Source organism: Jejudonia soesokkakensis (assembly GCF_042664795.1).
Taxonomy (GTDB): domain Bacteria; phylum Bacteroidota; class Bacteroidia; order Flavobacteriales; family Flavobacteriaceae; genus Jejudonia; species Jejudonia soesokkakensis.
Map to the genome: position 1 here is coordinate 424249 of NZ_JBHTBN010000001.1, position 23895 is coordinate 448143.

Sequence of the window (23895 nt, forward strand, 5' to 3'; positions counted from 1 at the left end):
CCTATGAAAAAGAAAGAAACTAAAATTTTATTAGTAGACGACGAGCCGGATATTTTAGAAATAGTAGGGTATAATCTTACCTCAGAAGGATACAACGTTTTTACTGCCGAAAATGGTCTTGAAGCAATTTCTAAAGCCAAAAAACACAATCCACATCTTATTATACTTGATGTAATGATGCCAAAGATGGATGGTATTGAAGCCTGTGAGAAGCTTAGGAAAATACCAGAACTTTCAGAAACAGTTATTACTTTTTTAACGGCAAGAGGAGAGGATTATTCTCAGGTTGCCGGTTTTGAAGCTGGAGCAGACGATTATATTACAAAACCAATAAAGCCAAAGGTGTTGCTTAGTAAGGTAAAAGCATTATTGAGAAGATTTAAAGAATCAACCGAAGAAGAGAGTCTAATCAAAATTGGAAAGCTAACCATTAACAGGGAAGAATATAAAATTATAAACGGAAAGGAAGAGCTTATTTTGCCTAGAAAAGAATTTGAATTACTGTCTTTACTAGCTTCTAAACCTGGCAAAGTATTTAAAAGAGAAGACATACTCGATAAGGTTTGGGGTAATGAAGTTGTGGTAGGCGGAAGAACAATTGATGTCCACATTAGAAAATTAAGGGAAAAAATTGGGGATAAAAAATTTAAAACCGTAAAAGGTGTTGGGTATAAGTTTGTGATTTAATGACTACAAATTTTAAAAAAACATATCGTTTTGCATTTTTAACTTCCACCGCAATTACCTTATTTCTAACACTCGCGATGGGTGTTTTTTTTTACTTCTACTCTAGTGAAATCATGATCTGGTTTCTTTTAGGTTTTGCAATAGTCTGTTATCTTTTTTCTTTTTTTATCATTCAATATAGAGTTGAACGATTTATCTACAACCGAATTCAAAAAATTTATGATGAAGTAAGCCTGTTAGATGCAAGTACCTATGGCAGACCTAAAATCACAACAGATATGGAAACATTGACTCGGGAAGTGGGTCGTTTTGCGCAAAACAAAAAATTAGAGATCGAAGCTCTTAAAATACGGGAGAACTATCGGAAAGAATTTCTTGGAAACGTTTCTCATGAATTAAAGACACCTCTGTTTACAGTGCAAGGATACATACTTACCCTTCTGGATGGCGCTATGAAAGATAAATCTGTTCGTAAAAAATACTTGAACAGAGCAAATAAAGGAGTCGAGCGCCTTACCTATATTATCAAAGATCTGGATATGATTACCAAATTAGAGGTGGGAGATCTCAACCTGGATAAAGAACGTTTTAATATTATCGAACTTGTAGAAAATGTATTTGATTTGCTGGAAATGAAAGCTGGCAAAAAAAAGATCAATCTTACTTTTGATAAAGTATATACAGATTCAATTTTCGTAAATGCTGACAAAGAGCGAATTCAACAGGTACTTACCAATCTTCTGGTAAATTCAATTAAATACGGCCAAAAAAATGGTACGACCGAAGTGAGTATTGAAGACTTAATAGAAAATAAAGTCATTGTGCGCATTGTAGACAATGGAGAGGGTATTGAACAGGTGCATCTTCCCAGACTTTTCGAGCGTTTTTATAGAGTCGACAAGAGCGGCTCCCGTAAGGAAGGGGGTAGCGGATTAGGACTATCTATTGTCAAGCATATTATTGAAGCTCATAACGAAAAAATCTATGTTGAAAGTCAGTTTGGGATTGGCTCAGAGTTTTCGTTTACGCTCGAAAAGGCGAAATAGAGGTGCCAGATCATTAGGTTGGTGCATGCCTTTAAATCCAGTATAAGCATATATATTCTCTAGTTTTTTTTCTGAAAAATTTTCTTGCTTACAGTAGGGAGCAATCCCTTGTTTTTTTAATTTTTTTGCTAAATATTCCTGTTCATATTGTCCCGGGGTAGGAATAAAAAAAGCTTTTTTTTCAAGCATTGCCAAATCCATAATAGTTGTATAGCCAGATCGGGAAATGATTAATTCACTCTCATTGATAGCTTTCTCTAATGCTGAAGTAAGCAAGAAATTTACTACTTGAAGGTTTCCTATTCTTGCTGAAGTCTGTTTGGAAGCCATACAACCTTGGACGAGTAAAATAGATTTTTTTGAAGCCTTTAGCTCTGCAATAATTTTTTCTTCCAATAAAGTTCGTTGGGGTTCTGGTCCCGAAAGAATCACTAAAATATCATATTTTTTTTTCAGGTCGCTACGATGCATTCTACTTAAAATGCCTATATAGTGAACTGGAAAATTTACTTTTTTAGGATGTCCTAATTGGCCGCTCAAATTATTCGTTCCTTCAATGTCTGGCACCCAACACTCGTCAAATTTCTTACTAATGTTCTGGTGAATTTTACTACTAAAAAATGTCGTTATTCCTGAAAGTACATTTAGCTGATGTGTTATAAAGACTGATGGCACCTTTTTACTTCGAACTCCAAATCTATTGTCACTTATAATACCGTCGATAACTCCTTTAGCAACCAGAGATGCTATAATTTTTTTTTCTGAAGCAATTGTTTTCTGAATATGCGGAAGCTTCAATAAAAGATGCCATTTCAAATTGCTTCCTTTTGAAGGATACGTTATATTGTAGGAAGGAAGTTCGAGACTTTCTAAAAGAGGAAATTCTTTCCGAAGTAATAAAAGTGCACCTCCATCTGAAGCTACTATCACCTTAAAACCATTTGCGAGTAATGCTTGTATTATTGGGACACATCGTGTCGCATGCCCTAACCCCCAATGTAATGGGGCTATCAAAATGGTTTTCTTTTTTGACATAAAAACAAAGGTACGTATTATAGCGGCACAGTATAATTACTTAGTTTTGCCAAACAATGTAAAAAAAGGTTCAATTGGGAAGTAAAAATAAATTACGCAGGTTCAAGGAAAATGAAACGTTTGCCAATGTTGTTCAGCCAACTCGGGAAGAGGTGTTTTCTAATGCGTTGGACTTAAAAGGAAACTGGAAGAAAAAGTTCTTTAAGAATGAGAACCCACTGGTCCTTGAATTAGGATGTGGAAAGGGTGAATATTCTGTCAATCTTGCGATTCAGAATCCTGATAAAAATTTTCTAGGAATTGACATTAAAGGAGCTCGTTTCTGGCGTGGTGCCAAAACAGCTTTAGAAGAGAACTACACCAATGTTGGTTTTTTACGTACACAGATTGAACTTATAGATCATTTATTTGAAGAGAATGAAGTAGATGAAATCTGGATTACGTTTCCAGATCCTCAAATTAAATATACCCGCACTAAGCACAGATTAACAAATCAAGAGTTTTTAAATAAGTACCAGAAAATCTTAAAACCAGACGGGTTTGTTCACTTAAAAACCGATAGTGAATTTATGCATGGCTACACCCTAGGATTGTTACATGGACTGGAGGAAGATATTGTCTACGCACATCACGATGTGTATGGTAACACCATGTCACCAAAAGAAGTGACCTCGATACAAACCTTTTACGAAAAACAATATCTTGAAGTAAACAAAAAAATTACCTACATAAAGTTTAGATTTCGTTCTAAATAATTTCTGTATCTTCACGATGCAAACTACCTTTAATGTCTTTGTTACTTAATTTTAGTATTGGTTTTATCGCCGCACTCATAGGTGTTATCCCTCCCGGTTTGCTCAATATGTCTGCTGCAAAAATAAGCATGACCGAAGGCCGAAAAAACGGCCTCTTATTTTCTGTAGGAGTGTGTATAACAGTAATGTTGCAAACATATATTGGTTTTCTTTTTTCTAGATATCTAGACAATAATCCAGAAGTTACAGATTTACTACAAGAAGTGGCCCTTGGTATTTTTATATGTATCACTATTTATTTTTTCTTTATTGCGAAGGATACGCGTCGTGAAATACCTGAAGAAGTTCATAAGTCGAAGACCAACAGATTTTTCTCCGGAATTTTAATTGCAATGTTAAACTTGCTTCCTGTTCCTTATTGGGTGTATATAAGTATCACATTTGCAGGATTTGGTTGGTTTTCTTTTGGGCAACCCGAGCTTTGGCTAGCAGTTTTCGCTTCTGGATTAGGAACGTTTGTTATGCTCTGGATGTATGTGCAATTTTTTAAAAGAAAAAAAATGAAAAAACAGCGCAAAGTGAATATGAATTATGTCATTGGCGCTATTACTGCATTAATATCGATTATTACCGCCTATAAAATTTTTGAAAATGTCTTCTGAAGGTTTTTTCGAACAAGTGTACAAGGTTGCAAAACAAATTCCTCATGGAAGAATCACCAGCTATGGAGCCATTGCAAAATATCTAGGACAGGCAGGAAGTGCCAGAATGGTAGGTTGGGCTATGAATGCGAGTGGTAAACAAGAAAATGTTCCTGCCCACAGAGTGGTCAACCGAAACGGACTGCTCACTGGGAAACATCATTTTGAAGGGACCAACCTAATGCAACAACTTCTCGAGTCTGAAGGTATTGAAATAATCGAAAATCAAATTCAAAATTTTGAGGCTCTTTTTTGGGATCCAATGAAGGAATTGTAAGTCCCATAAGAACCATTATCACACTATAAATCATTTCAATTAAGTTGCTTTAAAATCCAAGTACGAAGCATTATATTTGCATTTAGAATGATTCTAAGCTATGAAATTGAATAAACAGGAAATCTTAACTGCTTTGCAAGGCATTTCAGTTGCCGGAGAAGGAAAGAATATGGTCGAAAGTGGTGCAGTTACCAATGTAATGACGTTTGCAGATGAGGTGGTTGTTGATGTGACCATTGCAACTCCAGCGCTTCATATTAAAAAACGCACCGAAGCAGATATCATAAAAATGATACAGGAAAAGGTTTCAGCAGAGGCAAAAGTACAAGTAAACATAAAAGTGGAAGCTCCCGCCAAACCATCCAACCCCAATCTAATTAAAGGGAAGGCTATTCCGGGGATTAAAAATATCGTGGCAGTAGCTTCAGGAAAAGGGGGTGTTGGTAAATCAACTGTTACGGCAAATCTCGCTGTAACGCTTTCAAAAATGGGCTTTAAAGTCGGAATTTTAGATGCCGATATTTATGGTCCTTCCATTCCAATTATGTTTGATGTTGCCATGGAGCGACCGCTCTCTGTAAATGTAGACGGAAAAAGTAAAATGAAACCTGTAGAGAATTACGGTGTAAAAGTACTTTCTATTGGATTTTTCACAAAGCCAGATCAGGCAGTGATCTGGAGAGGTCCTATGGCGGCCAAGGCATTAAATCAGCTAATTTTTGATGCTGCTTGGGGAGAACTAGATTTTATGTTGTTGGACCTTCCTCCGGGAACGGGTGATATTCATTTAAGTATAATGCAGTCGCTACCTATTACGGGTGCAGTCATTGTAAGTACCCCTCAAAATGTAGCATTGGCAGATGCCCGAAAAGGAGTTGCCATGTTTCAGCAGGAAAATATAGATGTGCCAGTGTTGGGGATGATAGAAAATATGGCCTATTTTACACCAGCAGAGCTTCCTGAAAATAAGTATTATATCTTCGGAAGAGAAGGTGCCAAGCATCTTGCCGAAGATTTAAAAATACCATTTTTAGGAGGAATTCCCTTGGTGCAAAGTATTCGGGAAGCAGGAGATAGTGGACATCCGGCAGCCTTACAAACTGCTACCGCAGTAGAAGAAGCCTTTGAAGAAATTACTAAAAATGTAGTTTCAGAAACAGTTCGAAGAAATACGAATTTGCCTCCTACCGAAGCAATTAAAATAACCACTATGGCTGGTTGCAGCGCTGTAAAAAAATAACTATGACAAACGAAGAATTAATTTCGAAAATTGAAATTGCCTTGGATGAAATTCGTCCTTTTTTGCAAAGTGATGGTGGTGACATTTCCTTACTTTCTGTAGAGGATGGAAAAATTGTGAAGGTGCAGCTAGAAGGTGCCTGCGTGGGATGTTCGGTGAACCAAATGACCCTTAAAAGCGGTGTTGAATTGACCATTAAAAAACATGCTCCTCAAATTGAGCAAGTAATTAATGTAGAAGCGTAAAAGAGTACCCGTCTTCACGGGCAATGAATATGATTAATACAGATATATTAATAATCGGTGCTGGTCCAACAGGATTGTTTGCCGTTTTTGAAGCAGGGTTATTAAAATTAAAATGTCACCTTATCGACGCCCTACCACAACCTGGCGGACAATGCAGTGAGATCTACCCTAAAAAGCCTATCTACGATATTCCTGCTTTTCCAGAAATTCTGGCAGGAGACTTGGTTGATAATCTTATGAAACAGATCGAACCGTTCCAACCTGGATTTACTTTAGGAGAACGAGCCGAAACTATCGAAAAACAAGCCGACGGAAGTTTCATAGTAACCACTAGTAAAGGAACAAAACATCATGCGCCTATTGTCGCAATCGCTGGCGGACTGGGAAGTTTTGAGCCCAGAAAACCCCCTATCGCAACGATTGCATCTTTTGAAGATAAAGGAGTAGAATATATTATCCGGGATCCTGAACTCTATCGAAACAAAAAAGTCGTCATCGCTGGGGGAGGAGATTCAGCATTGGACTGGAGCATTTTTCTTACAGAGGTTGCAAGTGAAGTTACGCTAATTCACAGAAGAAACGAATTTCGAGGAGCGTTAGATTCCGTAGAAAAAGTACAAGACCTGAAAGATGCAGGGAAGTTAAAATTAATTACTCCTGCCGAAGTGATTGATATTGTTGGGAAAGACAAAGTTGAAGGCGTTTCCATAAAACAAGGAGCAGATGTTTTTAATATGGTATGCAATCATTTTATTCCATTATTTGGTCTGTCGCCTAAATTGGGGCCTATTGCAGACTGGGGACTAGAGATCGAAAAAAATGCGATTAAAGTAGATAATACTTTGGATTATCAAACCAACATTCCTGGGATCTATGCAATTGGCGATGTTAATACTTATCCTGGAAAGCTAAAATTGATTTTGTGCGGTTTTCACGAAGCTACCTTAATGTGCCAGAGTGCCTATCAGCGAATTTTCCCAGACAAACGGTATGTCATGAAATATACAACAGTGGGTGGTGTAGAAGGTTTTGACGGCAGTAAAAAAGAAGCTCCTAAAGCAGTTGTAAAGTCTATAAACTAGAAATTAGCTCAAGGAAATAACAATGCAAGACATCAAATTACATATCACAGATCGCGAAGGCACAACTCATGAGGTAACTGCGCCCACCGATATGAATATGAATTTAATGGAGGTGATTCGTTCGTATGAGCTAGCGGAAGAAGGTACCATAGGGGTTTGTGGCGGTATGGCAATGTGCGCTTCTTGTCAGTGTTATGTTGAAAGTGATCACGAATTACCAGAAATGTCTTACGATGAAGATCTTATGTTAGCAGAAGCATTTCATGTAAAGGACAATAGCCGTTTGGGATGCCAGCTTTTTATTGCTGAAACTATGGAAGGTCTCAAAGTGACTCTCGCTCCAGCAGAAGATTAATCTACTATTTTTTTAGCGTCGGAAAGTATTTTACGAACAAATAAACTATATGCTTTTTCTGAAGGATGTAATCCATCTGAAGCTACCAGTTCTTTATCATGTAATCCATTTCTGGTAAGTTCTGTAATGTCAAAATAAAGCACGCCTCTTTCTTCACATATTTTTTTAGCAAAAGCATTATATGCATCTAATTCTTTTGAAATCGTTGCTTTATTGCCACTTTGTTCTCCATAGGGGGTATAAGCATAATCGGGTATCGATAAAACAATGACATTTGTTTTGTTATTCTGAGCAAAGTTGATCGCTTTTTCTAAAAGAATTGGAAATTCGGTTGTATACAAATCAAATGGTTTTCCTTGATATTGATTATTTACGCCGATCAATAAGGTGACTAAATCATAATTGGATTCTGGTTGCTCATCTACAATACCACTAAGCAAATCGGTAGTGGTCCAACCCGTTTCTGCAATGCGTTTAACCGTCCCTCTCAGATCGTATTTTGAAGCTAGTGAATCCACTAACTGACTAGGAAACCCGCAACTATCACATACGCTTTCCCCTTTTGTATAGCTATCTCCCAACGCCAGATATGAATAGTGCGCTGAGGTTTCGGTTGTTTTGGTAATTTCAGGAACTGAAGCCTTTTCAACCTTAGTGTTGCATCCTAAAATGAGTAAAAATATAGCAAGATATTTCATTGTTGTAATTTATAGATAAACAGTATAATGCTTATTCTGTTATATAATCAATTAACTTTTGAGGTCCTTCCAGCAGAATTCGAATCACTTTTAAAGTTCCATCTTCAGAGGTAGAAATATTCCATTTGATCAATGATATTTCGCCATTTTCAATTTCGAGCCCTGTAATACTTCTTGGATGTACACAGCTTCCGTCGTTAAAATATGCAATATCTCCAGGTTCTGGAAACCTTGGGCGGTGTGTATGACCCGTGATGGTAAATAGGTTTTTATTGTCAATAATCCAACGCTTTGTTCTGCGTTCGACTTTTATCAATTCTTTAAAATTTTTTGCTGGACTTGTAGGGTCACTAATGCCAACTACTTGTAATTGGCGCCAAAGTGCCCGAACCATAAACCTGTTAAATTTCCAGCCTTTATAATTCATCCAATCTGCCTGATGACCATGGATCATAAAGATTTCCTGATGGGTAGTTTCATGTTGCAAGATGAGTCCTTCAGAAAATTGAATATCCGGAAAAAGTGGTTCCTGCTTTCCTGTTACTTTATCAAAATAGGTAGACAGGTGTTTTTCAACATACTTTTCATTTTGATACACCATATCATGGTTCCCTAATATTCGGTACCACCGGTTATCATTATAAAATAGCTGAAGTAAGTCATATACATTTTTATGTGCTTCATGAATAGATTGAAAACTTTTGTTTTCCCAAAGCTCGTCACCATCTCCCAACTCACAATAACAAAACCCCTCTTTGTAATAATGCTTTAAGGCATGAAAATACACATTCCGATTGTTTGCGAAGTCATCTGCAAAACTATTATCACCACGATGACAATCACTAAAAATGATGAATTTGGAAGCATCGTTAAAAGAAATCCGACGGGCGGTATCGTAAGCACGTGAAATTCTTTTTTGCGATGACATAACGTAAAGATACTATAAGCCGTTATGTTTTACTAATCAGGTATTCAAAATCTGAACGAGGATCCCTTCCCATAATGCTTCCCGTGCTTTGAGGGATTGATACACAGTTTCTTCTGCCTCTTTCCATTTTTTTCCATCCTCACCACAAAGTTGCCTTACCATTTCTAATGCCATTGGTCCGTGTTCGTCTTCGTCCAACTCAATGTGGCGGTCAAAATAATACTTGAAATCTGCCAGGTCTTCTTCTGGAAAGTTTTGCTGAATATTTTTAATAATAGCAGTAAACATCTGCGGAATTAAATCTTCACGTCCAAAAGTGAATGCTGCAGCAATTTTGTGAAGTTTCCCTTCTTCAATGGTGTCAAAAGTGAACAATAAAAATGCTTTAATGCCTTCTGGAATTGGAAAACTTTGGATGGTCTTCTTAATATCTGCACTTCTAACAGCAGCTTCCATAAAGGCTGTTATAGTTTCGGTTTCTGCACCAGCCTTTGACATGGCATCAAGATACATTTCAAAATGACTTTGACGTGCTCCATTACTGGTAATATCGGTTTCTTCAGCTAAGACGATCTCATTTATAAGGTATCTTGTTTCAGGACTTCCTACGGGTTTCCAGGGTACCGAAGTACAGGTCAACCCGTTTTGAAGGGCTTTCAGCAAAGACATAAAATCCCATACTGCAAAGACATGGTGCTCCATAAAGATGCGCAAGTGTTCTGGAGTACGAATTTCAGAATATAAGGGATGCTCTAAAAGTGTGTTTCGGTATGGAGTAATTCGGGAATTAATCTGCGAGATCATAGCTTTTTTTTACAAAAATAAAAGCCTTTATCGAGGTGGATAAAGGCTTTGTGAAAAGTTTAATACAGCGTCCTATTTAAAGGCATTAAAACCAGTAACATCCAGTCCTGTAATAAGTAAGTGAATGTCATGCGTGCCTTCGTAAGTAATGACACTTTCTAAGTTCATTGAGTGACGCATAATACTGTATTCACCAGTAATTCCCATACCACCCAACATTTGTCGTGCTTCTCTTGCAATTTTTATGGCGATTTCTACATTGTTACGTTTTGCCATAGATATTTGTGCAGAGGTAGCCTTGTCTTCATTTTTAAGCTGTCCAAGTCGTAAAGAGAGAAGTTGTGCTTTTGTAATTTCTGTGATCATTTCGGCAAGTTTTTTTTGCTGCAATTGAAAAGCACCAATAGGTTTTCCAAATTGGATTCGCTCTTTAGAATATCGAAGGGCTGTATCATAGCAATCCATTGCTGCTCCAATGGCACCCCACGCAATTCCGTAGCGAGCCGAATCCAAACATCCTAACGGAGCACCAAGTCCTGATTTGTTTGGCAATAAATTTTCCTTAGGGACTTTTACATCCTGAAAAATCAATTCTCCGGTGGCACTGGCGCGTAACGACCATTTGTTATGAGTTTCTGGAGTGCTAAATCCTTCCATACCTCGTTCTACGATAAGTCCATGAATGCGGCCTTCTTCATTTTTTGCCCATACCACAGCCACATCACAAAAAGGTGAATTTGAAATCCATAATTTAGCGCCATTCAATAGATAGTGATCCCCTTTATCTTTAAAATTGGTTACCATTCCGGCTGGATTACTTCCATGATCCGGCTCAGTTAATCCAAAAGATCCCATCCATTCTCCTGTAGCTAGTTTGGGTAGATATTTTTTGCGTTGTGCTTCATTTCCATATTTCCAGATAGGATACATTACTAGCGACGATTGTACAGATGCCGTACTACGCACACCACTATCACCACGCTCAATTTCCTGCATGATCAATCCGTAGGAGATCTGGTCTAATCCGGCACCGCCATATTCAGTTGGGATGTAGGGTCCAAAGGCTCCAATTTCTGCTAATCCTGGGATGATAGATTTTGGGAATTCTGCTTTTTGTGCAGCTTCTTCTATAATTGGAGAGACATCACGTTTGACCCATGCTCGGGCAGCGTCACGAATTAATTTATGTTCTTCGGTAAGGAGATCGTCAATATTATAATAATCGGGTGCTTCAAATAGATCGGGCTTCATGTAGAAAGATTTTATAGTGTTACAAATGTAAAAATCTGAATGGTAAAGACCTACATTTTTAAGTAAAAATCCTGTACTAATTGGATGTATTCTGGAGTGTAATCGTGACGTGAATTTTCGATAACAAGAGAAGTTGTTTCTGTCTTTTTTTTCTGAAAGGAAAATGCCAGCATGGATCTTTTTACTTCGGAAGACGGAGTACCTTGTACATGACAAATTTTAAATGGAAATAAGTCACTTTCCGAAGCTAACGATATAAAACCCTCTTCTTCTTTCTTCGGAATAATTACTGAAAAAACACCTTCTTCAGAAAGCAAGTGCGCCACACAAACTAGCAAATGCTGGAAGGGGAGTGCGTCTGTAAACCTCGCCGTATCTCTTGCTTCGTCTGAAGATTTATAATCTTCAGAATAAAACGGCGGATTAGAGACAATCAAATCGTATGTTTCATCTATCTCACTGGCAAATTCCTGTACCGAAGCGTGGTAACAAAAAAGACGGTCTCCCCAGTGGGAATTTTCAAAATTTTCTGTGCATTGCTCATAGGCATTATCATCAATTTCTATTGCATCAATAGTTTGGGCATCGCTTCTTTGGGCAAGTTGTAACGAAATAATTCCTGTGCCCGCACCTACATCGAGGATAGTATTCGGATTTGAAGTAAGAGGCGTCCATGCGCCCAACAACACACCATCTGTGCCTATTTTCATGGCACATCGATCTTGGTCAACGGTAAATTGTTTAAATTGGAAGGGTTGAGGTTTCATTACAAATAAATCTCAATGAGTCCTGCAGGCACATCCAAATGGAGTATTTTATGTTCCCGATCTACTTTCTCAATAAATGAGTCATTTACTGGGATTAAAATTTCCTTTCCTTTAAAGTCAATGATAAAAAGGTGTTGCGCCGTAGCGTCGTTTACAGCAATAATTGTTCCCGCTTCGCCAAATGTTTTATCTTTTACGGTAAAACCAATGATCTCATGATAGTAGAATTTATCACCTGTTAGGGGAGGTAAAGCGGTAAGTGGTAAGTAGAGTTCTTTGCCTATCAGGGCATCTGCATCTGCTTCATTAGCTACTTCTTCAAATTGAACGCGAAGCAGTAATGATTTATGAAGGGAGCTACTTTCAATAAAAAATGGAATCAGTGATTTGTGTTGTTCCACAAGTACTGATTCCATTCCTAAAAATTGTTCGGGTTCGTCTGTATCAAGTTTGATTAAGAGTTCGCCCTTAAAACTGTATTTCTTAACGATTTTGCCAACGAAGAAACAATCCTTCTTTTGCATATCGCTTTAGATTTACTCTTCTTCTTTCTTAGCTTCTGCAGCTGGTTCGGCCGGAGCTTCTTCTTTAGCAGGAGCATCTTCTGCAGCAGCTTCAGCGGCAACAGCATCGATAGACGTGTCTTCGGCTACAGCTTCTTCAGTTGTTTCGGCAGCTTCGGGAGCAGCTTCTTCAACTACAGGAGCATTGGCAGCGATACGCGCTTCGTTAGTTGCTTTTTCAGCAGCAAGAGCTTCAGCTTTCGCTTTTTCCTCTGCGTCAGATAATTTTCCTTTTTTAGCTTCTACAGCTTTTGCTTTTTCTTCTAACCAAGCATTGAATTTGTTCTCTGCTTGTTCTTCGGTTAAAGCACCTTTACGTACACCACCAGCTAAATGATTTTTCATCATTACACCTTTGTAAGATAAAATTGCTCTAGCAGTATCTGTAGGTTGTGCTCCGTTTTGAAGCCACTTTACAGAACTATCCATGTCTAATTCGATATGAGCTGGGTTAACGTTTGGATTGTAAACACCTAATTTTTCAAGATATTTACCATCTCTTTTTGCGCGGGCATCTGCCGCCACGATCCAGTAAAAAGGTTTTCCTTTTTTACCGTGTCTTTGTAGTCTGATTTTTACAGGCATAAAAATTAATTTTTGAAGTTCACGACTTCAGTTATAATTTAATAGTTTAATCTCCGTTTAAGGAGCCGGCAAAGATACTATATTTTTTTTCTGAAAGTCAATAGATTAAACTTTTTCTTTTACATTTGTCACATAACCTTTATGACCCCAATCATGATACAACGTTTTTTACTCGCAATACTCACCTTAACAGTTATTTGTAGCTGCGAAGACATTGAAGATAATACACCTGCTTTACAGGGAGAATTTAACAATGGTTTCTTCCAGGCAATCGATGCTCGTGCGATAAGAAATGAAAACGGTAGTTTTTTAATTCAGGGCGTTACTCAGACTGAAACATTGACTATTTTTATTAATAATGGAGGAGCTAACACGTATCCATTAGGTGAAAATAGGCCCAACTATGCCAGTTTTGAAAATGCTTCTGGAAACTTATATATTACTAATCCCGAAGGAGGTGGTTCGGTTGAAGTAACACGTTTTGATACAAGCGCAGGAGTAATTTCAGGAACTTTTAAGTTTCGAGCGGTACTAGAAGGTATCGATACGTTAAGCGTGCAAAACGGAGTATTTTTTGAAGTTCCCTTTAACAGAGAGCAGGATATTGATAATGGACAGACCCAGGTGGCGGGTACATTTGTAGCCCGAGTAGACGGCCAACCCTATAATCCTTTTACAATAACAGCATCGAGCACACTTAATTCTGTGGTAGTAACAGGTTCAACAACCTCTAGAAGTATTAGGATTGAGGTCCCTTTGGATGCTGAACTGGGAACTTACTCGCTACCAACTTCAGGTTTTTTAGCCAGTTATATGGATAATACTCTTAATGAGCAGGCTATAGAAGGAAATATTACCATCTTTGAAAACAATCCAACGACAAAAAAATTAAAAGGTACTTTTGCTTTTCGAACTGATTCCAAACTAATTGAGCAGGGACAATTTAGTGTAACCTACTTTTAAAACACGCTTTATCTAAAAGAAAAACCGCTTTTAAGCGGTTTTTTTGTTAAATAGAATTAACGTTACTACATCATTATTTGTTATAAAGTTAAACCCTGTTAAGTTCTATTAAGCTTAGGTTAATAATTTGTGAGGCCCCACAAATAATGGTATATTAGAGTATATCGAAATAAAGAAAAGCAAAGCATCTTTTCGATTTTTTAAAAATCGCTTTGTACATTAAATGAACGAGATATTATGAGTTATACAGAAAAAATGTCAAATAGAATTAACGAACTACTAACAAAAAACTATGATGCCGAAGCTGGGTATAAAAAGGCTGCAGAAATTGTGGAAAATCCACAATTAAAGCAATTCTTCGAAACACAGGCGCAACACCGTTACGATTTTGGACATGAACTTAAGACTGAAATCAGAAATATGGGCGAAACTCCCGAAAAAGGTACAAGCTTTAAAGGGGATGCTCACAGAACTTGGATGGACATCAAATCTACTTTTACTTCAAATGATGAAGAAGCAATTTTAAATGAAGTAACTAGAGGAGAGAAAGCAGCTGTGGAAGAATATAAAGAAGTAATGAATGATACAACCTTGCCGCCAACCACAAAATCTATCCTGTCAAAGCAAGTTTCAAACATTGAAAACACTTTGAACAATGTGAAAAATTTTGAAGCAGTTATATCCTAATATAGATTGCTATGAAAAAGAAGAGACCGAAAGAGATTTCGGTCTTTTTTTTGTTTGTAATTGAACTTTTGTGAACAACTCTTTATAAAAAGAACTGGTTAAAAGAGCCATCTTTTCTATTTTTACTTCAAAAGGAATTGTCTTCTTTTTTGGTTTGTAGTTTTATCAAATTACAATCACTATTCTTAATATACCTGTTTATGTTTTTAATCTTCGATACCGAAACTACTGGCTTGCCGCGTAACTGGAATGCACCGCTAACCGATAATGATAACTGGCCGCGCTGTATTCAAATTGCATGGCAACTCCATGATGCGATGGGAAAAGTGATTGAACATGAAGATTATCTGGTAAAACCCGACGGATTTAATATTCCGTTTGATGCCGAAAAGATTCATGGAATCTCGACCGAACTCGCCGAAGCAGAAGGTATCCAGCTTAGCGAGATGATGGCTAAGTTTCAAGAAGCTTTATCTAAGACAAAATTTATCGTGGGTCAAAATGTGGGATTTGATCTCAATATTATGGGTGCCGAGTTTTTACGTCTCGGATTGGAAAATCCGTTGCCAGAATTTCCACTGTTAGATACCTGTACTGAAACGACCGCGCAATTATGTCAAATTCCCGGAGGTCGCGGCGGAAAATTTAAATTACCAACACTTTCAGAATTACACGAGTTTCTTTTTTCTGAAGCCTTTGCCGAAGCACACAACGCTACAGCAGATGTTGAGGCAACCACGCGTTGCTTTTTTGAATTGGTGCGTCGACAAATCTATACTGTAGAAGAATTAGACGTGCAGCCGGATTATTTCGAAAATTTTTCCGAAGCAAATCCACAGGAGATTGAACTCATTGGGCTCAAGCATATTAATCTCAAAAAAGCTTCAGCAAAAATTCGGAAAGAGCTGGAAGCGCAGGAGGATACACAAGAAATTTCTTCCGAAGAAATTAAAGAAAACCTTGAAGTTCTAGAGGACGCTCCTTTTGCACATTTACATAATCATTCGCAGTTTTCTATCCTTCAGTCTACCTCCAGCACACAGGATTTAGTGAATGCTGCCATAGCCGACAATCAGCCAGCGGTTGCGATTACAGACAGCGGAAATATGATGGGTGCCTTTCATTTTACCAGAGCTGTGAATAATTATAATGCAGGACTGGCCGAAAATGAAAAACATAAAGCCCTAAAAGCTATAGTAGGATGCGAATTTTTTGTTTGTGAAGATCATACCAACAAGTCACATAAAGACAATGGATATCAGATCGTTTTACTTGCCAAAAATAAAAATGGGTATCACAATCTGGCGAAAATGGCGAGTATCGCCTATGTTAACGGGTTTTATTATGTGCCGCGAATCGACAAAGAAGTCATTAAAAAGTATAAAGAAGATGTCATTGTGCTATCCGGAAGTATGTATGGCGAAGTTTCCAGTAAGATCCTTAATATTGGAGAAAATCAGGCAGAAGAAGCACTGCTGTGGTGGAAAACTGAATTTGGTGATGATTTCTATCTAGAGATCATGCGTCACAATCAAGAGGATGAAAACCGAGTTAATGATACGTTGGTAGCGTTTTCTAAAAAACATAATGTGAAATTGGTCGCTGCCAATAACACCTACTATATCGACAAGAAAAGTGCTAACGCGCATGATATCTTACTCTGTGTAAAGGATGGTGAAAAGCAGGCAACGCCTATAGGTCGTGGTCGTGGCTATCGCTACGGATTGCCAAATCAAGAATATTATTTTAAGTCTCAAAAGGAGATGAAATTGGTATTCAAAGATTTGCCAGAGGCGATTAGTTCTATTTCTGAAATTATTGAAAAGGTTGAGTCCTATTCGCTACAACGGGACGTATTACTTCCCAAGTTTGATATTCCTGAAGCCTTTAAAGTTGCCGAAGATGAATTGGACGGCGGAAAAAGAGGCGAAAATGCATATCTGAAGCACCTCACGTTTGAGGGCGCTAAAAAACGATATGGAGATCTTTCCGAAGCCATTGAAGAGCGAATCAATTTTGAGCTGGAGGTTATTGAAAATACAGGCTATCCAGGCTACTTTTTGATCACCGAAGATTTTATTCGCGAAGCCAGAAATATGGATGTTTCGGTGGGTCCGGGACGTGGTTCGGCTGCAGGTTCCGTGGTTGCTTATTGCTTGTGGATTACCAACATTGACCCGATTAAGTACGACCTGCTTTTTGAGCGTTTTTTAAATCCAGATCGTGTGAGTATGCCCGACATCGATATCGACTTTGATGATGAAGGCCGAAGTCGCGTGATGGACTATGTGATCAATAAATACGGAAGCAATCAGGTGGCACAAATTATTACCTACGGAACCATGGCGGCAAAATCTTCCATTCGGGATACAGCGAGGGTGCTGGATCTTCCGTTAAATGATGCCGACAGAATTGCGAAGTTGATTCCGAATATGACCAAACTGAATAAGATTTTTGGGATGAGCGATCAGGAATTACGAAGTAAATTCCGAAGTGACGAATTGCCTAAAGTGAATGAACTGTTAACGCTTTCAGAGGGAACAGGTCTTGATTCTGAAACTATTAATCAGGCAAAAGTATTGGAAGGTTCGGTTCGAAACACAGGAATTCATGCCTGTGGAGTGATTATTACCCCTAGTGATATTACCGATTTTGTTCCTGTAGCCACAGCTAAAGACAGTGATTTGTATGTAACCCAGTTTGATAATTCGGTGGTAGAAGATGCAGGATTACTGAAAATGGATTTTCTGGGATTAAAAACTTTGACACTGATCAAAGACACGGTTAAAATTGTTAAACATAAGCATAATGTTATTCTGGATCCGGATACTTTTCCGTTGGATGATGAAAAGACCTATGAGTTATTCCAAAGAGGGGAAACCGTAGGGATCTTTCAGTATGAAAGTGGTGGGATGCAAAAACACATGAAGGATTTAAAGCCTACGGTGTTTGCCGATTTGATTGCGATGAACGCCTTGTACCGTCCTGGACCTATGGAATATATTCCGAGTTTTATTCGACGAAAGCATGGCGACGAAGAGATAGCGTATGACCTTCCGGCAATGGAAGAATACCTAAAGGAAACCTACGGAATTACGGTCTACCAGGAGCAGGTGATGTTACTCTCGCAGAAGCTGGCAGATTTCAGTAAAGGTGATGCTGATGTACTTCGGAAAGCGATGGGGAAGAAACAAAAAGCGGTACTTGATAAAATGAAGCCTCGTTTTATTGAAAATGCTTCTGAAAAAGGCCACGATCCTGAAAAATTAGAAAAGATTTGGAAAGATTGGGAAGCCTTTGCGAGCTATGCGTTTAACAAGTCGCACTCTACCTGTTATGCATGGATTGCCTATCAAACAGCCTATCTCAAAGCTCACTATCCCGCCGAATATATGGCAGCTGTACTCAGTAATAACATGAACGACATCAAACAGGTGACATTCTTTATGGAAGAATGTAAGCGTATGGGGCTGGAAGTATTGGGCCCAGATGTGAATGAATCATTCTATAAGTTTACTGTAAATGACAGAGGTGCAGTACGCTTTGGGATGGGAGCCATTAAAGGCGTAGGAGGAAATGCAGTAGCAACGATCGTGGAACATCGTAAAGATGGAAAGTATAAATCGATCTTTGATTTGGCGAAGAGTATAGATTTGCGTTCAGCCAATAAAAAGGCCTTTGAAAATTTAGCATTAGCTGGCGGATTTGACAGTTTTGATACGCACCGTGCGCAATACTTGCATGACGATGGAGATGGAGTAATGTTTTTGGAAAAAGTATTAAAGTATGCGAATAAATATCAGGAAACGCAGAATAGCAGTCAGGTGAGTTTGTTTGGCGACGCCAGTGAAGTACAAATTCCAGAACCCGAAGTGCCTCCATGTGAAGAATGGGGTGCCATGAAAAAGCTGAAATTAGAAAAGGAAGTGGTGGGAGTCTACATTTCTGGCCATCCATTAGACACCTTTAAAACCGAAATGAAGAGTTTTACAAACTGCAAGGTTTCCGAATTTAATAATCTGGAAAAATATGTGAACCGAGAATTGTGCTTTGGGGGGATTGTGACCGATGTGCAGCATAGAGAAAGTAAGGCAGGAAAAGGCTGGGCGTTGTTTACGGTGGAGGATTATGAGGATAGTTATGAGTTTCGGATTTTTGGCGAAGAATATTTAAAGTGGCGTCATTTTTTAATTCCAAATAGTTTTATCTATGGGAGAGTTTTTGTAAAAGAAGGCTGGACCAACAGAGATACTGGTAAAAAAGGCGAACCAAGATTACAGTATAACAGCATGCAGTTGTTGCATGACGTGATGGACAGTCAGGCGCGAAAATTAACCCTACAAATTCCAATAGAACAACTGGAAGAAGGAAAGATAGATAGCTTAAAAGAATTGTTCGATTCGCACAAAGGGGATAAGCAATTGCATTTTACGATTTATGAAGTAGAAAATAAAGTAAAGCTCAATATGCCCAGCCGAAAGCAAAAAATACATATTTGCAATGAGTTGCTGGACGAGTTAAAACGAGTGGGGGTAAAGTTTAGGTTGAATTAAGAATAAAGCCCTAATTTATCTATTTCATATTAAACAAATTTTACGCATAGTTTTCACTTCCCTAACCCAACATAGGTATTCACTCATTATGGCTTGTAAACCAAGGTGCCTATTTTATAGTTTTAGTTTGAATTAAAACTATACCATCATGAAAACAGTATCCACGTATGTAATAACCTTATTTTTAATCGGACAATGCCTTGCTCAAAACCCATCAACTGCAGACATAGAAACCGTAATGTTGAGTACTCGCGATCTTATTACGCATGCTGCAGATCAATATCCGTCTGAGCAATCACAACAACTTTTACTCTTAATTAATACTAATGATTCAAAATTTAATAGTAACGAACGTTTTTATATTCAACAAGGTATAAAATTACTACTGAAACGTTCGCTGCCTTCAGATAAATTGGCGATTGGAACCTACGGAACTTCAAATAAAATAATTTTACCATTTACGGAAGTCTCAAACACTTTATTTATTGAAACCGCTATACATAAATTATTGTCAGAAAACATTAAATCCAATGATGAAGATGGAATTGATAAGGCGTATCAATTGATGCTTACATCAATCTCCCCTGAGAATCATAATAAAGTTATCATGCTTAGGAGCGACACTAATAATTTAAGTTCTGTTGCAGCCAATCAAAGTTCAAATAGCGCAGTTTCAAAAAATGAAAACAATGAAAATGATTCTAAAGAACAACAAGTAAAATCCACAGATGACAAAAAAATAGGAGGCGCTATTATCTTAACAGCGTTATCTTTATTGCCAGAAATACTTGAAGTAATCAAAGATTAAGTATAAGTAGAAACGTTTAATTATAACCTCCACCTATACTCACATCACCTAAAGTAATGTTAACCTGTCTACTACTGCTAGTTATTTTCTTTATTTTTGTTTCATAATTAATTTGATAATAACAAATTCCTTTATTAAAGGAATTTAAAATAATAAATAAAATGGCTTTAGAAATAACAGACGCGACGTTTGAAGAAACAGTATTAAAAAGTGATAAACCAGTAGTAGTTGACTTTTGGGCAGCTTGGTGTGGACCTTGCCGTATGGTTGGACCAGTTATCGATGAGTTAAGTAAAGATTACGAAGGGAAAGCAGTAGTTGGAAAAATTGATGTAGATGCAAATCAGGAATTTGCTGCAAAATATGGTGTGCGTAATATCCCAACAGTATTGGTTTTTAATAAAGGAGAATTAGTAGGACGGCAGGTAGGTGTTGCTCCTAAAAATGTATATGCAGAAGCGATCGACGGACTTTTATAGTCGGTACTCAAAATAAAATGTAAAAGCCTGACGAATATGTCGGGCTTTTTTTATGAATTAGTATATTTACCATAACAGATATTTAATGAAAATGAGCACAGACAAAAAACAAAAGATTCAGGATAAAATCGAACAACAACAATTAGATAACCGTACTATATTTTTATGGGGACAGGTGGACGATAAAAGTGCACGCCATGTTGTTGACAGATTGATGTACCTTGATTCGATTAATCATGATGAAATAAAATTGTATATCAATAGTCCGGGAGGCTATGTGACTTCCGGGTTTTCTATGTATGATACTATCAAGCAGATTAAAAGCCCGGTGTCTACCATTTGTACAGGATTGGCAGCGAGTATGGGAAGTATTTTACTTTCGGTTGGAGAAAAAGGAAAACGATTCATTCAGCCACATGCACGAGTAATGATCCATCAACCAAGTGGTGGTGCTCGTGGGCCAGCCAGTGATATAGAAATTACTGCTCAGGAGATCTTAAAAACTAAAGAAATCAGTGCCAAGATCTTAGCAGAAAATTGTGGGCAAACATTTGAAAAAGTAATGAAGGATTTTAACCGTGATCACTGGATGGATGCAGAGGAAAGTGTGAAATACGGCATTGTAGACGGAATTCTATAGTGAACACTGAATCGCGATTAGTGAGAAATACTATTGTCTCACGTCTCACGGTTCGCTATTTATGAATTTAGAAAAACAAATAAACGAAATTACGGGTTTTAAAAACCTGGAACTGCTCGCTACTCAAGTGGTAGAAGGGTTTATTTCGGGCTTGCATAAAAGTCCGTTTCATGGTTTTTCTGCGGAATTTGCCGAACATAAAATTTACAATAACGGGGAGAGTACAAAGCATATTGATTGGAAGTTGTATGCTAAAACCGACAAGCTGTATACAAAACGGTACGAAGAGGAAACCAATCTTCGCTGTCATTTAATTATTGATAATAGCAGCTCGATGCATTACCCGAAGCTGAAAGACTTTTCTATAAGTTCACTTAATAAAATCGGATTTTCGGTGCTAGCAAGTGCAGCTATTATGAATTTGTTGAAACGTCAGCGGGACGCTGTAGGGATGAGTATCTATAGTGATACCTATGAGTTTTACAGTAATGAAAAAGGAAGCGAGCGGCATCACCAGATGTTGTTAAATCAGTTACATACTGCATTGTCGGGTTCAAAAGAGAATATTGAGACCAAAACATACACCCATTTACATCTTATTGCTGAAAAATTGAAACGCAGATCGCTGGTATTTTTATTTACCGATATGTTTCAGAGTGATACGGAAGAAGAAAAGTTATTTGAGGCGCTTCAGCATTTAAAGTATAACAAACACGAAGTAGTGTTATTTCATACATTTGATAAAAAGAAAGAACTCAGTTTTGATTTTAACAATCGCCCGAAGCGTTTTGTGGATGTAGAGACAGGAGAGCACGTAAATTTATATGCAGATTATATCAAAGAAACCTATGAAGAAGCTGTGCAGCAGTATTTTTCAGACTTAAAGTTAAAGTGTGGTCAATATCGAATTAAGTATGTGGAGGCAGATATTAATGAGGGTTTCAATAAAATTTTGACTACCTATTTAGTAGAGCGACAGAAGTTTGGGTAAATAATTTTATTTTTTTGAGATTTTTATTTGCAGGTATTAAAATGCGGTGTATATTTGCCACCGCTAATAGCAATATTAGTAAAGACACGCTGATTAAAGTCTATAAAATAGTAGCACGGTCTGGTAGTTCAGTTGGTTAGAATACCTGCCTGTCACGCAGGGGGTCGCGAGTTCGAGTCTCGTCCAGACCGCATATTAGGGAGTTTATACTCCCTTTTTTTATGCTCTAAACTTTCGTTTACAAGGATTTTCTCCTATATACATTACTTCTATACGACTTTCTTGTCATAGCTATTTCGTCACATTTCGTCATGTTTAGACAAAATGTAAACCCCTATTAGAACCCCCCAATGTTTTTTGTTCAAAAAGCTCACCATAATCTTCCTAAAAAAAGGGTATGTCTTACTGGGGTATTTTCTTAACTGTAAATTTTAACATTCATTGAAACGCTGAATTTTCCAGGGTTTTTCATTGTTTTTTTAAAAATGACATAGAAATTCGTTACAAAATTTTTTCTCACCACTATTATATAGTAGAACAAAAATATATTTATTATGAAATTAAATTTTAATGTTAGAATTGTTATCAGAAAAGATAAAGAGCGTGAAGACGGAACTTGTCCATTGTATCTTAAAATTACTAAAAACGGTAAGCCATTTCTCAAACTTTCAATGGGGGAAAGTATTAGAAAAACTCATTGGGATAGTAAAAATCAAAAGGCTATTGGTAAGGGTTATGGTTATTTTAATAGCCATTTAAATAGATCAGTTATAGAGATAGAGGACTTAATTGGAAATTTGAAAGCGAGAGGAAAGACACCTACAAAAGAGAACATTGTTAGTTTTTTTAAGAAAGAAGATAAGCAATGTTTTTACAAGTTTTTTGATGATGATTTTTGTAAAAACAAATTTCCAAACCTGTCTGAAGCTACAAAAGAAAGTTATTTACTATTACGGAAAAGATTAAAAGAATTTAAGCCGAACTTAAGGTTGAGTGAAATAAATCTAAAATTATTACAAGAATTTAACTACTTTCTAATCCATGATAAAAAAACAGGGAAAGGTGGAGTTTGGAATAGACACAAAAACTTTCGTACAGCTCTAAAATCTGCTTTTGACCTTAAAAAAATTGACGAATATCCGTACGGCAATTTTAAACTTGACGTTCCTAAATCGAAGACTGAATGCTTGACTCTTCAAGAGTTAAAAAAGATAGTAGATTTAGATTTAAGCCATGATAAAAAACTTGAAGAAGCAAAAGACATGTTTTTGTTTGGATGCTACACAGGGTTGCGATTTGGGGATGTTAAGAAGTTGTGTTGGAATAATATTAAAAATGGAGTTATTAAGACTATTCAAGAGAAAACTAAATATCCAGTACAAATTCCTGTAAATAAAGGTGCAAAATCAATTATTGCTAAGAACGTAAAATCTAAAAGACACCGTAAAACTATTTTTAAAAAATTGGATAATCAGGTTGTTAACAGACGACTTAAGGTGATAGCGGAAATGGCTGAAATTGATAGAAGAGTTTACTTTCATCTTTCACGACATACTTTTGGAACTATTTTAGGGCAAAATCAGAATGCGTTTACAATTATGAAACTTATGGGGCATAAAAAGATAAGTACTTCCGCTATTTATGTTAATACAAACATTAACACATTAAAGGAAACGATGAAAAATGTCCGCTTTGAATAGCGATATTACCTGTTATAGCTTAATTATTTATTAAATGAATCGACAGAATTTAAAA

At 37.2% G+C, this 23895-nt stretch carries 25 protein-coding genes and 1 tRNA gene; 18 read left to right on the forward strand and 8 right to left on the reverse strand.

What is annotated here, in order from left to right:
* Positions 1 to 3: 3 nt before the first annotated feature.
* Both ACFQO1_RS01945 and ACFQO1_RS01950 read left to right on the forward strand, forming a co-directional pair.
* Positions 4 to 687: a response regulator transcription factor gene (locus ACFQO1_RS01945; protein ID WP_380216177.1), complete on the forward strand. Its 684-nt coding sequence runs from the start codon at positions 4 to 6 to the stop codon at positions 685 to 687.
* Positions 687 to 1733 carry a sensor histidine kinase gene (locus ACFQO1_RS01950; RefSeq protein ID WP_380216179.1) on the forward strand — a complete coding sequence of 349 codons (1047 nt, stop codon included), beginning with the start codon at positions 687 to 689 and terminating at the stop codon, positions 1731 to 1733. The genes ACFQO1_RS01945 and ACFQO1_RS01950 overlap by 1 nt, the downstream gene beginning before the upstream one ends.
* Here the strand turns inward: ACFQO1_RS01950 and ACFQO1_RS01955 are convergent.
* A complete protein-coding gene (locus tag ACFQO1_RS01955; RefSeq protein ID WP_380216181.1) occupies positions 1698 to 2768 on the reverse strand; it encodes a glycosyltransferase in 1071 nt (356 codons plus the stop codon). The genes ACFQO1_RS01950 and ACFQO1_RS01955 overlap by 36 nt on opposite strands.
* A gap of 74 nt (positions 2769 to 2842) precedes the next feature.
* Here ACFQO1_RS01955 and trmB point away from each other — a divergent pair, with 74 nt between their 5' ends.
* The 7 genes from trmB to ACFQO1_RS01990 all read left to right on the forward strand — a co-directional run bounded on the left by trmB (position 2843) and on the right by ACFQO1_RS01990 (position 7423).
* The gene (gene trmB, locus ACFQO1_RS01960; protein WP_380216183.1) at positions 2843 to 3523 is read left to right on the forward strand and encodes a tRNA (guanosine(46)-N7)-methyltransferase TrmB; all 681 of its coding nucleotides are present in this window, start codon (positions 2843 to 2845) and stop codon (positions 3521 to 3523) included.
* Positions 3524 to 3555: 32 nt separating this feature from the next.
* Positions 3556 to 4185 carry a LysE family transporter gene (locus tag ACFQO1_RS01965; RefSeq protein ID WP_380216185.1) on the forward strand — a complete coding sequence of 210 codons (630 nt, stop codon included), beginning with the start codon at positions 3556 to 3558 and terminating at the stop codon, positions 4183 to 4185.
* Positions 4175 to 4501 (forward strand): MGMT family protein, encoded by a 327-nt coding sequence (locus ACFQO1_RS01970; RefSeq protein WP_380216187.1) that lies wholly within the window; start codon positions 4175 to 4177, stop codon positions 4499 to 4501. Before ACFQO1_RS01965 ends, ACFQO1_RS01970 begins: the two co-directional genes overlap by 11 nt.
* Before the next feature lie 100 nt (positions 4502 to 4601).
* Complete coding sequence (locus ACFQO1_RS01975; RefSeq protein WP_380216189.1) at positions 4602 to 5741, forward strand: Mrp/NBP35 family ATP-binding protein; 1140 nt, start codon at positions 4602 to 4604, stop codon at positions 5739 to 5741.
* 2 nt (positions 5742 to 5743) lie between these two features.
* A complete protein-coding gene (locus ACFQO1_RS01980) occupies positions 5744 to 5986 on the forward strand; it encodes a NifU family protein (RefSeq protein WP_380216191.1) in 243 nt (80 codons plus the stop codon).
* Between the two features lie 29 nt (positions 5987 to 6015).
* Positions 6016 to 7068: an NAD(P)/FAD-dependent oxidoreductase gene (locus ACFQO1_RS01985; RefSeq protein WP_380216193.1), complete on the forward strand. Its 1053-nt coding sequence runs from the start codon at positions 6016 to 6018 to the stop codon at positions 7066 to 7068.
* A 22-nt stretch (positions 7069 to 7090) separates the two neighbouring features.
* Positions 7091 to 7423 (forward strand): 2Fe-2S iron-sulfur cluster-binding family protein, encoded by a 333-nt coding sequence (locus ACFQO1_RS01990; protein ID WP_380216195.1) that lies wholly within the window; start codon positions 7091 to 7093, stop codon positions 7421 to 7423.
* On the opposite strand, the gene ACFQO1_RS01995 is transcribed toward ACFQO1_RS01990, so the two are convergent.
* From ACFQO1_RS01995 to ACFQO1_RS02025, 7 genes are all read right to left on the reverse strand, one after another.
* On the reverse strand, positions 7420 to 8121 hold the full coding sequence (locus ACFQO1_RS01995) for an SGNH/GDSL hydrolase family protein (RefSeq protein ID WP_380216197.1): 702 nt from the start codon (positions 8119 to 8121) through the stop codon (positions 7420 to 7422). The two genes, ACFQO1_RS01990 and ACFQO1_RS01995, sit on opposite strands and share 4 nt — an antisense overlap.
* 31 nt (positions 8122 to 8152) lie before the next feature.
* On the reverse strand, positions 8153 to 9049 hold the full coding sequence (locus tag ACFQO1_RS02000) for a metallophosphoesterase family protein (RefSeq protein ID WP_380216199.1): 897 nt from the start codon (positions 9047 to 9049) through the stop codon (positions 8153 to 8155).
* Positions 9050 to 9085: 36 nt separating this feature from the next.
* A complete protein-coding gene (locus ACFQO1_RS02005; protein WP_380216201.1) occupies positions 9086 to 9853 on the reverse strand; it encodes a DUF3050 domain-containing protein in 768 nt (255 codons plus the stop codon).
* A 72-nt stretch (positions 9854 to 9925) separates the two neighbouring features.
* Positions 9926 to 11104 carry an acyl-CoA dehydrogenase family protein gene (locus ACFQO1_RS02010; protein ID WP_380216203.1) on the reverse strand — a complete coding sequence of 393 codons (1179 nt, stop codon included), beginning with the start codon at positions 11102 to 11104 and terminating at the stop codon, positions 9926 to 9928.
* 50 nt (positions 11105 to 11154) lie between these two features.
* Entirely contained in the window at positions 11155 to 11814 is a 660-nt protein-coding gene (locus tag ACFQO1_RS02015) for a tRNA1(Val) (adenine(37)-N6)-methyltransferase (RefSeq protein ID WP_380216205.1), read from the reverse strand.
* Between the two features lie 56 nt (positions 11815 to 11870).
* Entirely contained in the window at positions 11871 to 12395 is a 525-nt protein-coding gene (gene rimM, locus ACFQO1_RS02020) for a ribosome maturation factor RimM (protein WP_380216207.1), read from the reverse strand.
* Between the two features lie 12 nt (positions 12396 to 12407).
* Positions 12408 to 13019 carry a 30S ribosomal protein S16 gene (locus tag ACFQO1_RS02025; protein WP_380216209.1) on the reverse strand — a complete coding sequence of 204 codons (612 nt, stop codon included), beginning with the start codon at positions 13017 to 13019 and terminating at the stop codon, positions 12408 to 12410.
* A gap of 153 nt (positions 13020 to 13172) precedes the next feature.
* Here ACFQO1_RS02025 and ACFQO1_RS02030 point away from each other — a divergent pair, with 153 nt between their 5' ends.
* From ACFQO1_RS02030 to ACFQO1_RS02070, 9 genes are all read left to right on the forward strand, one after another.
* A complete protein-coding gene (locus tag ACFQO1_RS02030) occupies positions 13173 to 13982 on the forward strand; it encodes a DUF6252 domain-containing protein (RefSeq protein WP_380216211.1) in 810 nt (269 codons plus the stop codon).
* Between the two features lie 255 nt (positions 13983 to 14237).
* A complete protein-coding gene (locus ACFQO1_RS02035) occupies positions 14238 to 14669 on the forward strand; it encodes a ferritin-like domain-containing protein (protein WP_380216213.1) in 432 nt (143 codons plus the stop codon).
* A gap of 200 nt (positions 14670 to 14869) precedes the next feature.
* A complete protein-coding gene (gene dnaE, locus ACFQO1_RS02040; protein ID WP_380216215.1) occupies positions 14870 to 19222 on the forward strand; it encodes a DNA polymerase III subunit alpha in 4353 nt (1450 codons plus the stop codon).
* A 148-nt stretch (positions 19223 to 19370) separates the two neighbouring features.
* Positions 19371 to 20030 (forward strand): vWA domain-containing protein, encoded by a 660-nt coding sequence (locus ACFQO1_RS02045; RefSeq protein WP_380216217.1) that lies wholly within the window; start codon positions 19371 to 19373, stop codon positions 20028 to 20030.
* 161 nt (positions 20031 to 20191) lie between these two features.
* On the forward strand, positions 20192 to 20509 hold the full coding sequence (gene trxA / locus ACFQO1_RS02050; RefSeq protein ID WP_380216219.1) for a thioredoxin: 318 nt from the start codon (positions 20192 to 20194) through the stop codon (positions 20507 to 20509).
* 91 nt (positions 20510 to 20600) lie between these two features.
* Positions 20601 to 21149, forward strand: coding sequence for a ClpP family protease (locus ACFQO1_RS02055; protein ID WP_380216221.1), 549 nt, complete (start codon positions 20601 to 20603; stop codon positions 21147 to 21149).
* A gap of 61 nt (positions 21150 to 21210) precedes the next feature.
* Complete coding sequence (locus ACFQO1_RS02060) at positions 21211 to 22140, forward strand: DUF58 domain-containing protein (RefSeq protein WP_380216223.1); 930 nt, start codon at positions 21211 to 21213, stop codon at positions 22138 to 22140.
* A 117-nt stretch (positions 22141 to 22257) separates the two neighbouring features.
* Positions 22258 to 22331 (forward strand) — tRNA-Asp (locus ACFQO1_RS02065).
* 363 nt (positions 22332 to 22694) lie between these two features.
* On the forward strand, positions 22695 to 23840 hold the full coding sequence (locus ACFQO1_RS02070; RefSeq protein WP_380216225.1) for a site-specific integrase: 1146 nt from the start codon (positions 22695 to 22697) through the stop codon (positions 23838 to 23840).
* The last annotated feature ends 55 nt before the right edge of the window (positions 23841 to 23895 follow it).

Coding starts and splice junctions, on each gene's coding strand:
- ACFQO1_RS01945 (WP_380216177.1), top strand. CDS start 4: ATGAAAAAGAAAGAAACTAAAATTTTATTAGTAGACGACGAGCCGGAT.
- ACFQO1_RS01950 (WP_380216179.1), top strand. CDS start 687: ATGACTACAAATTTTAAAAAAACATATCGTTTTGCATTTTTAACTTCC.
- ACFQO1_RS01955 (WP_380216181.1), bottom strand. CDS start 2,768: ATGTCAAAAAAGAAAACCATTTTGATAGCCCCATTACATTGGGGGTTA.
- ACFQO1_RS01965 (WP_380216185.1), top strand. CDS start 3,556: ATGTCTTTGTTACTTAATTTTAGTATTGGTTTTATCGCCGCACTCATA.
- ACFQO1_RS01970 (WP_380216187.1), top strand. CDS start 4,175: ATGTCTTCTGAAGGTTTTTTCGAACAAGTGTACAAGGTTGCAAAACAA.
- ACFQO1_RS01975 (WP_380216189.1), top strand. CDS start 4,602: ATGAAATTGAATAAACAGGAAATCTTAACTGCTTTGCAAGGCATTTCA.
- ACFQO1_RS01980 (WP_380216191.1), top strand. CDS start 5,744: ATGACAAACGAAGAATTAATTTCGAAAATTGAAATTGCCTTGGATGAA.
- ACFQO1_RS01985 (WP_380216193.1), top strand. CDS start 6,016: ATGATTAATACAGATATATTAATAATCGGTGCTGGTCCAACAGGATTG.
- ACFQO1_RS01990 (WP_380216195.1), top strand. CDS start 7,091: ATGCAAGACATCAAATTACATATCACAGATCGCGAAGGCACAACTCAT.
- ACFQO1_RS01995 (WP_380216197.1), bottom strand. CDS start 8,121: ATGAAATATCTTGCTATATTTTTACTCATTTTAGGATGCAACACTAAG.
- ACFQO1_RS02000 (WP_380216199.1), bottom strand. CDS start 9,049: ATGTCATCGCAAAAAAGAATTTCACGTGCTTACGATACCGCCCGTCGG.
- ACFQO1_RS02005 (WP_380216201.1), bottom strand. CDS start 9,853: ATGATCTCGCAGATTAATTCCCGAATTACTCCATACCGAAACACACTT.
- ACFQO1_RS02010 (WP_380216203.1), bottom strand. CDS start 11,104: ATGAAGCCCGATCTATTTGAAGCACCCGATTATTATAATATTGACGAT.
- ACFQO1_RS02015 (WP_380216205.1), bottom strand. CDS start 11,814: ATGAAAATAGGCACAGATGGTGTGTTGTTGGGCGCATGGACGCCTCTT.
- rimM (WP_380216207.1), bottom strand. CDS start 12,395: ATGCAAAAGAAGGATTGTTTCTTCGTTGGCAAAATCGTTAAGAAATAC.
- ACFQO1_RS02025 (WP_380216209.1), bottom strand. CDS start 13,019: ATGCCTGTAAAAATCAGACTACAAAGACACGGTAAAAAAGGAAAACCT.
- ACFQO1_RS02030 (WP_380216211.1), top strand. CDS start 13,173: ATGATACAACGTTTTTTACTCGCAATACTCACCTTAACAGTTATTTGT.
- ACFQO1_RS02035 (WP_380216213.1), top strand. CDS start 14,238: ATGTCAAATAGAATTAACGAACTACTAACAAAAAACTATGATGCCGAA.
- dnaE (WP_380216215.1), top strand. CDS start 14,870: ATGTTTTTAATCTTCGATACCGAAACTACTGGCTTGCCGCGTAACTGG.
- ACFQO1_RS02045 (WP_380216217.1), top strand. CDS start 19,371: ATGAAAACAGTATCCACGTATGTAATAACCTTATTTTTAATCGGACAA.
- trxA (WP_380216219.1), top strand. CDS start 20,192: ATGGCTTTAGAAATAACAGACGCGACGTTTGAAGAAACAGTATTAAAA.
- ACFQO1_RS02055 (WP_380216221.1), top strand. CDS start 20,601: ATGAGCACAGACAAAAAACAAAAGATTCAGGATAAAATCGAACAACAA.
- ACFQO1_RS02060 (WP_380216223.1), top strand. CDS start 21,211: ATGAATTTAGAAAAACAAATAAACGAAATTACGGGTTTTAAAAACCTG.
- ACFQO1_RS02070 (WP_380216225.1), top strand. CDS start 22,695: ATGAAATTAAATTTTAATGTTAGAATTGTTATCAGAAAAGATAAAGAG.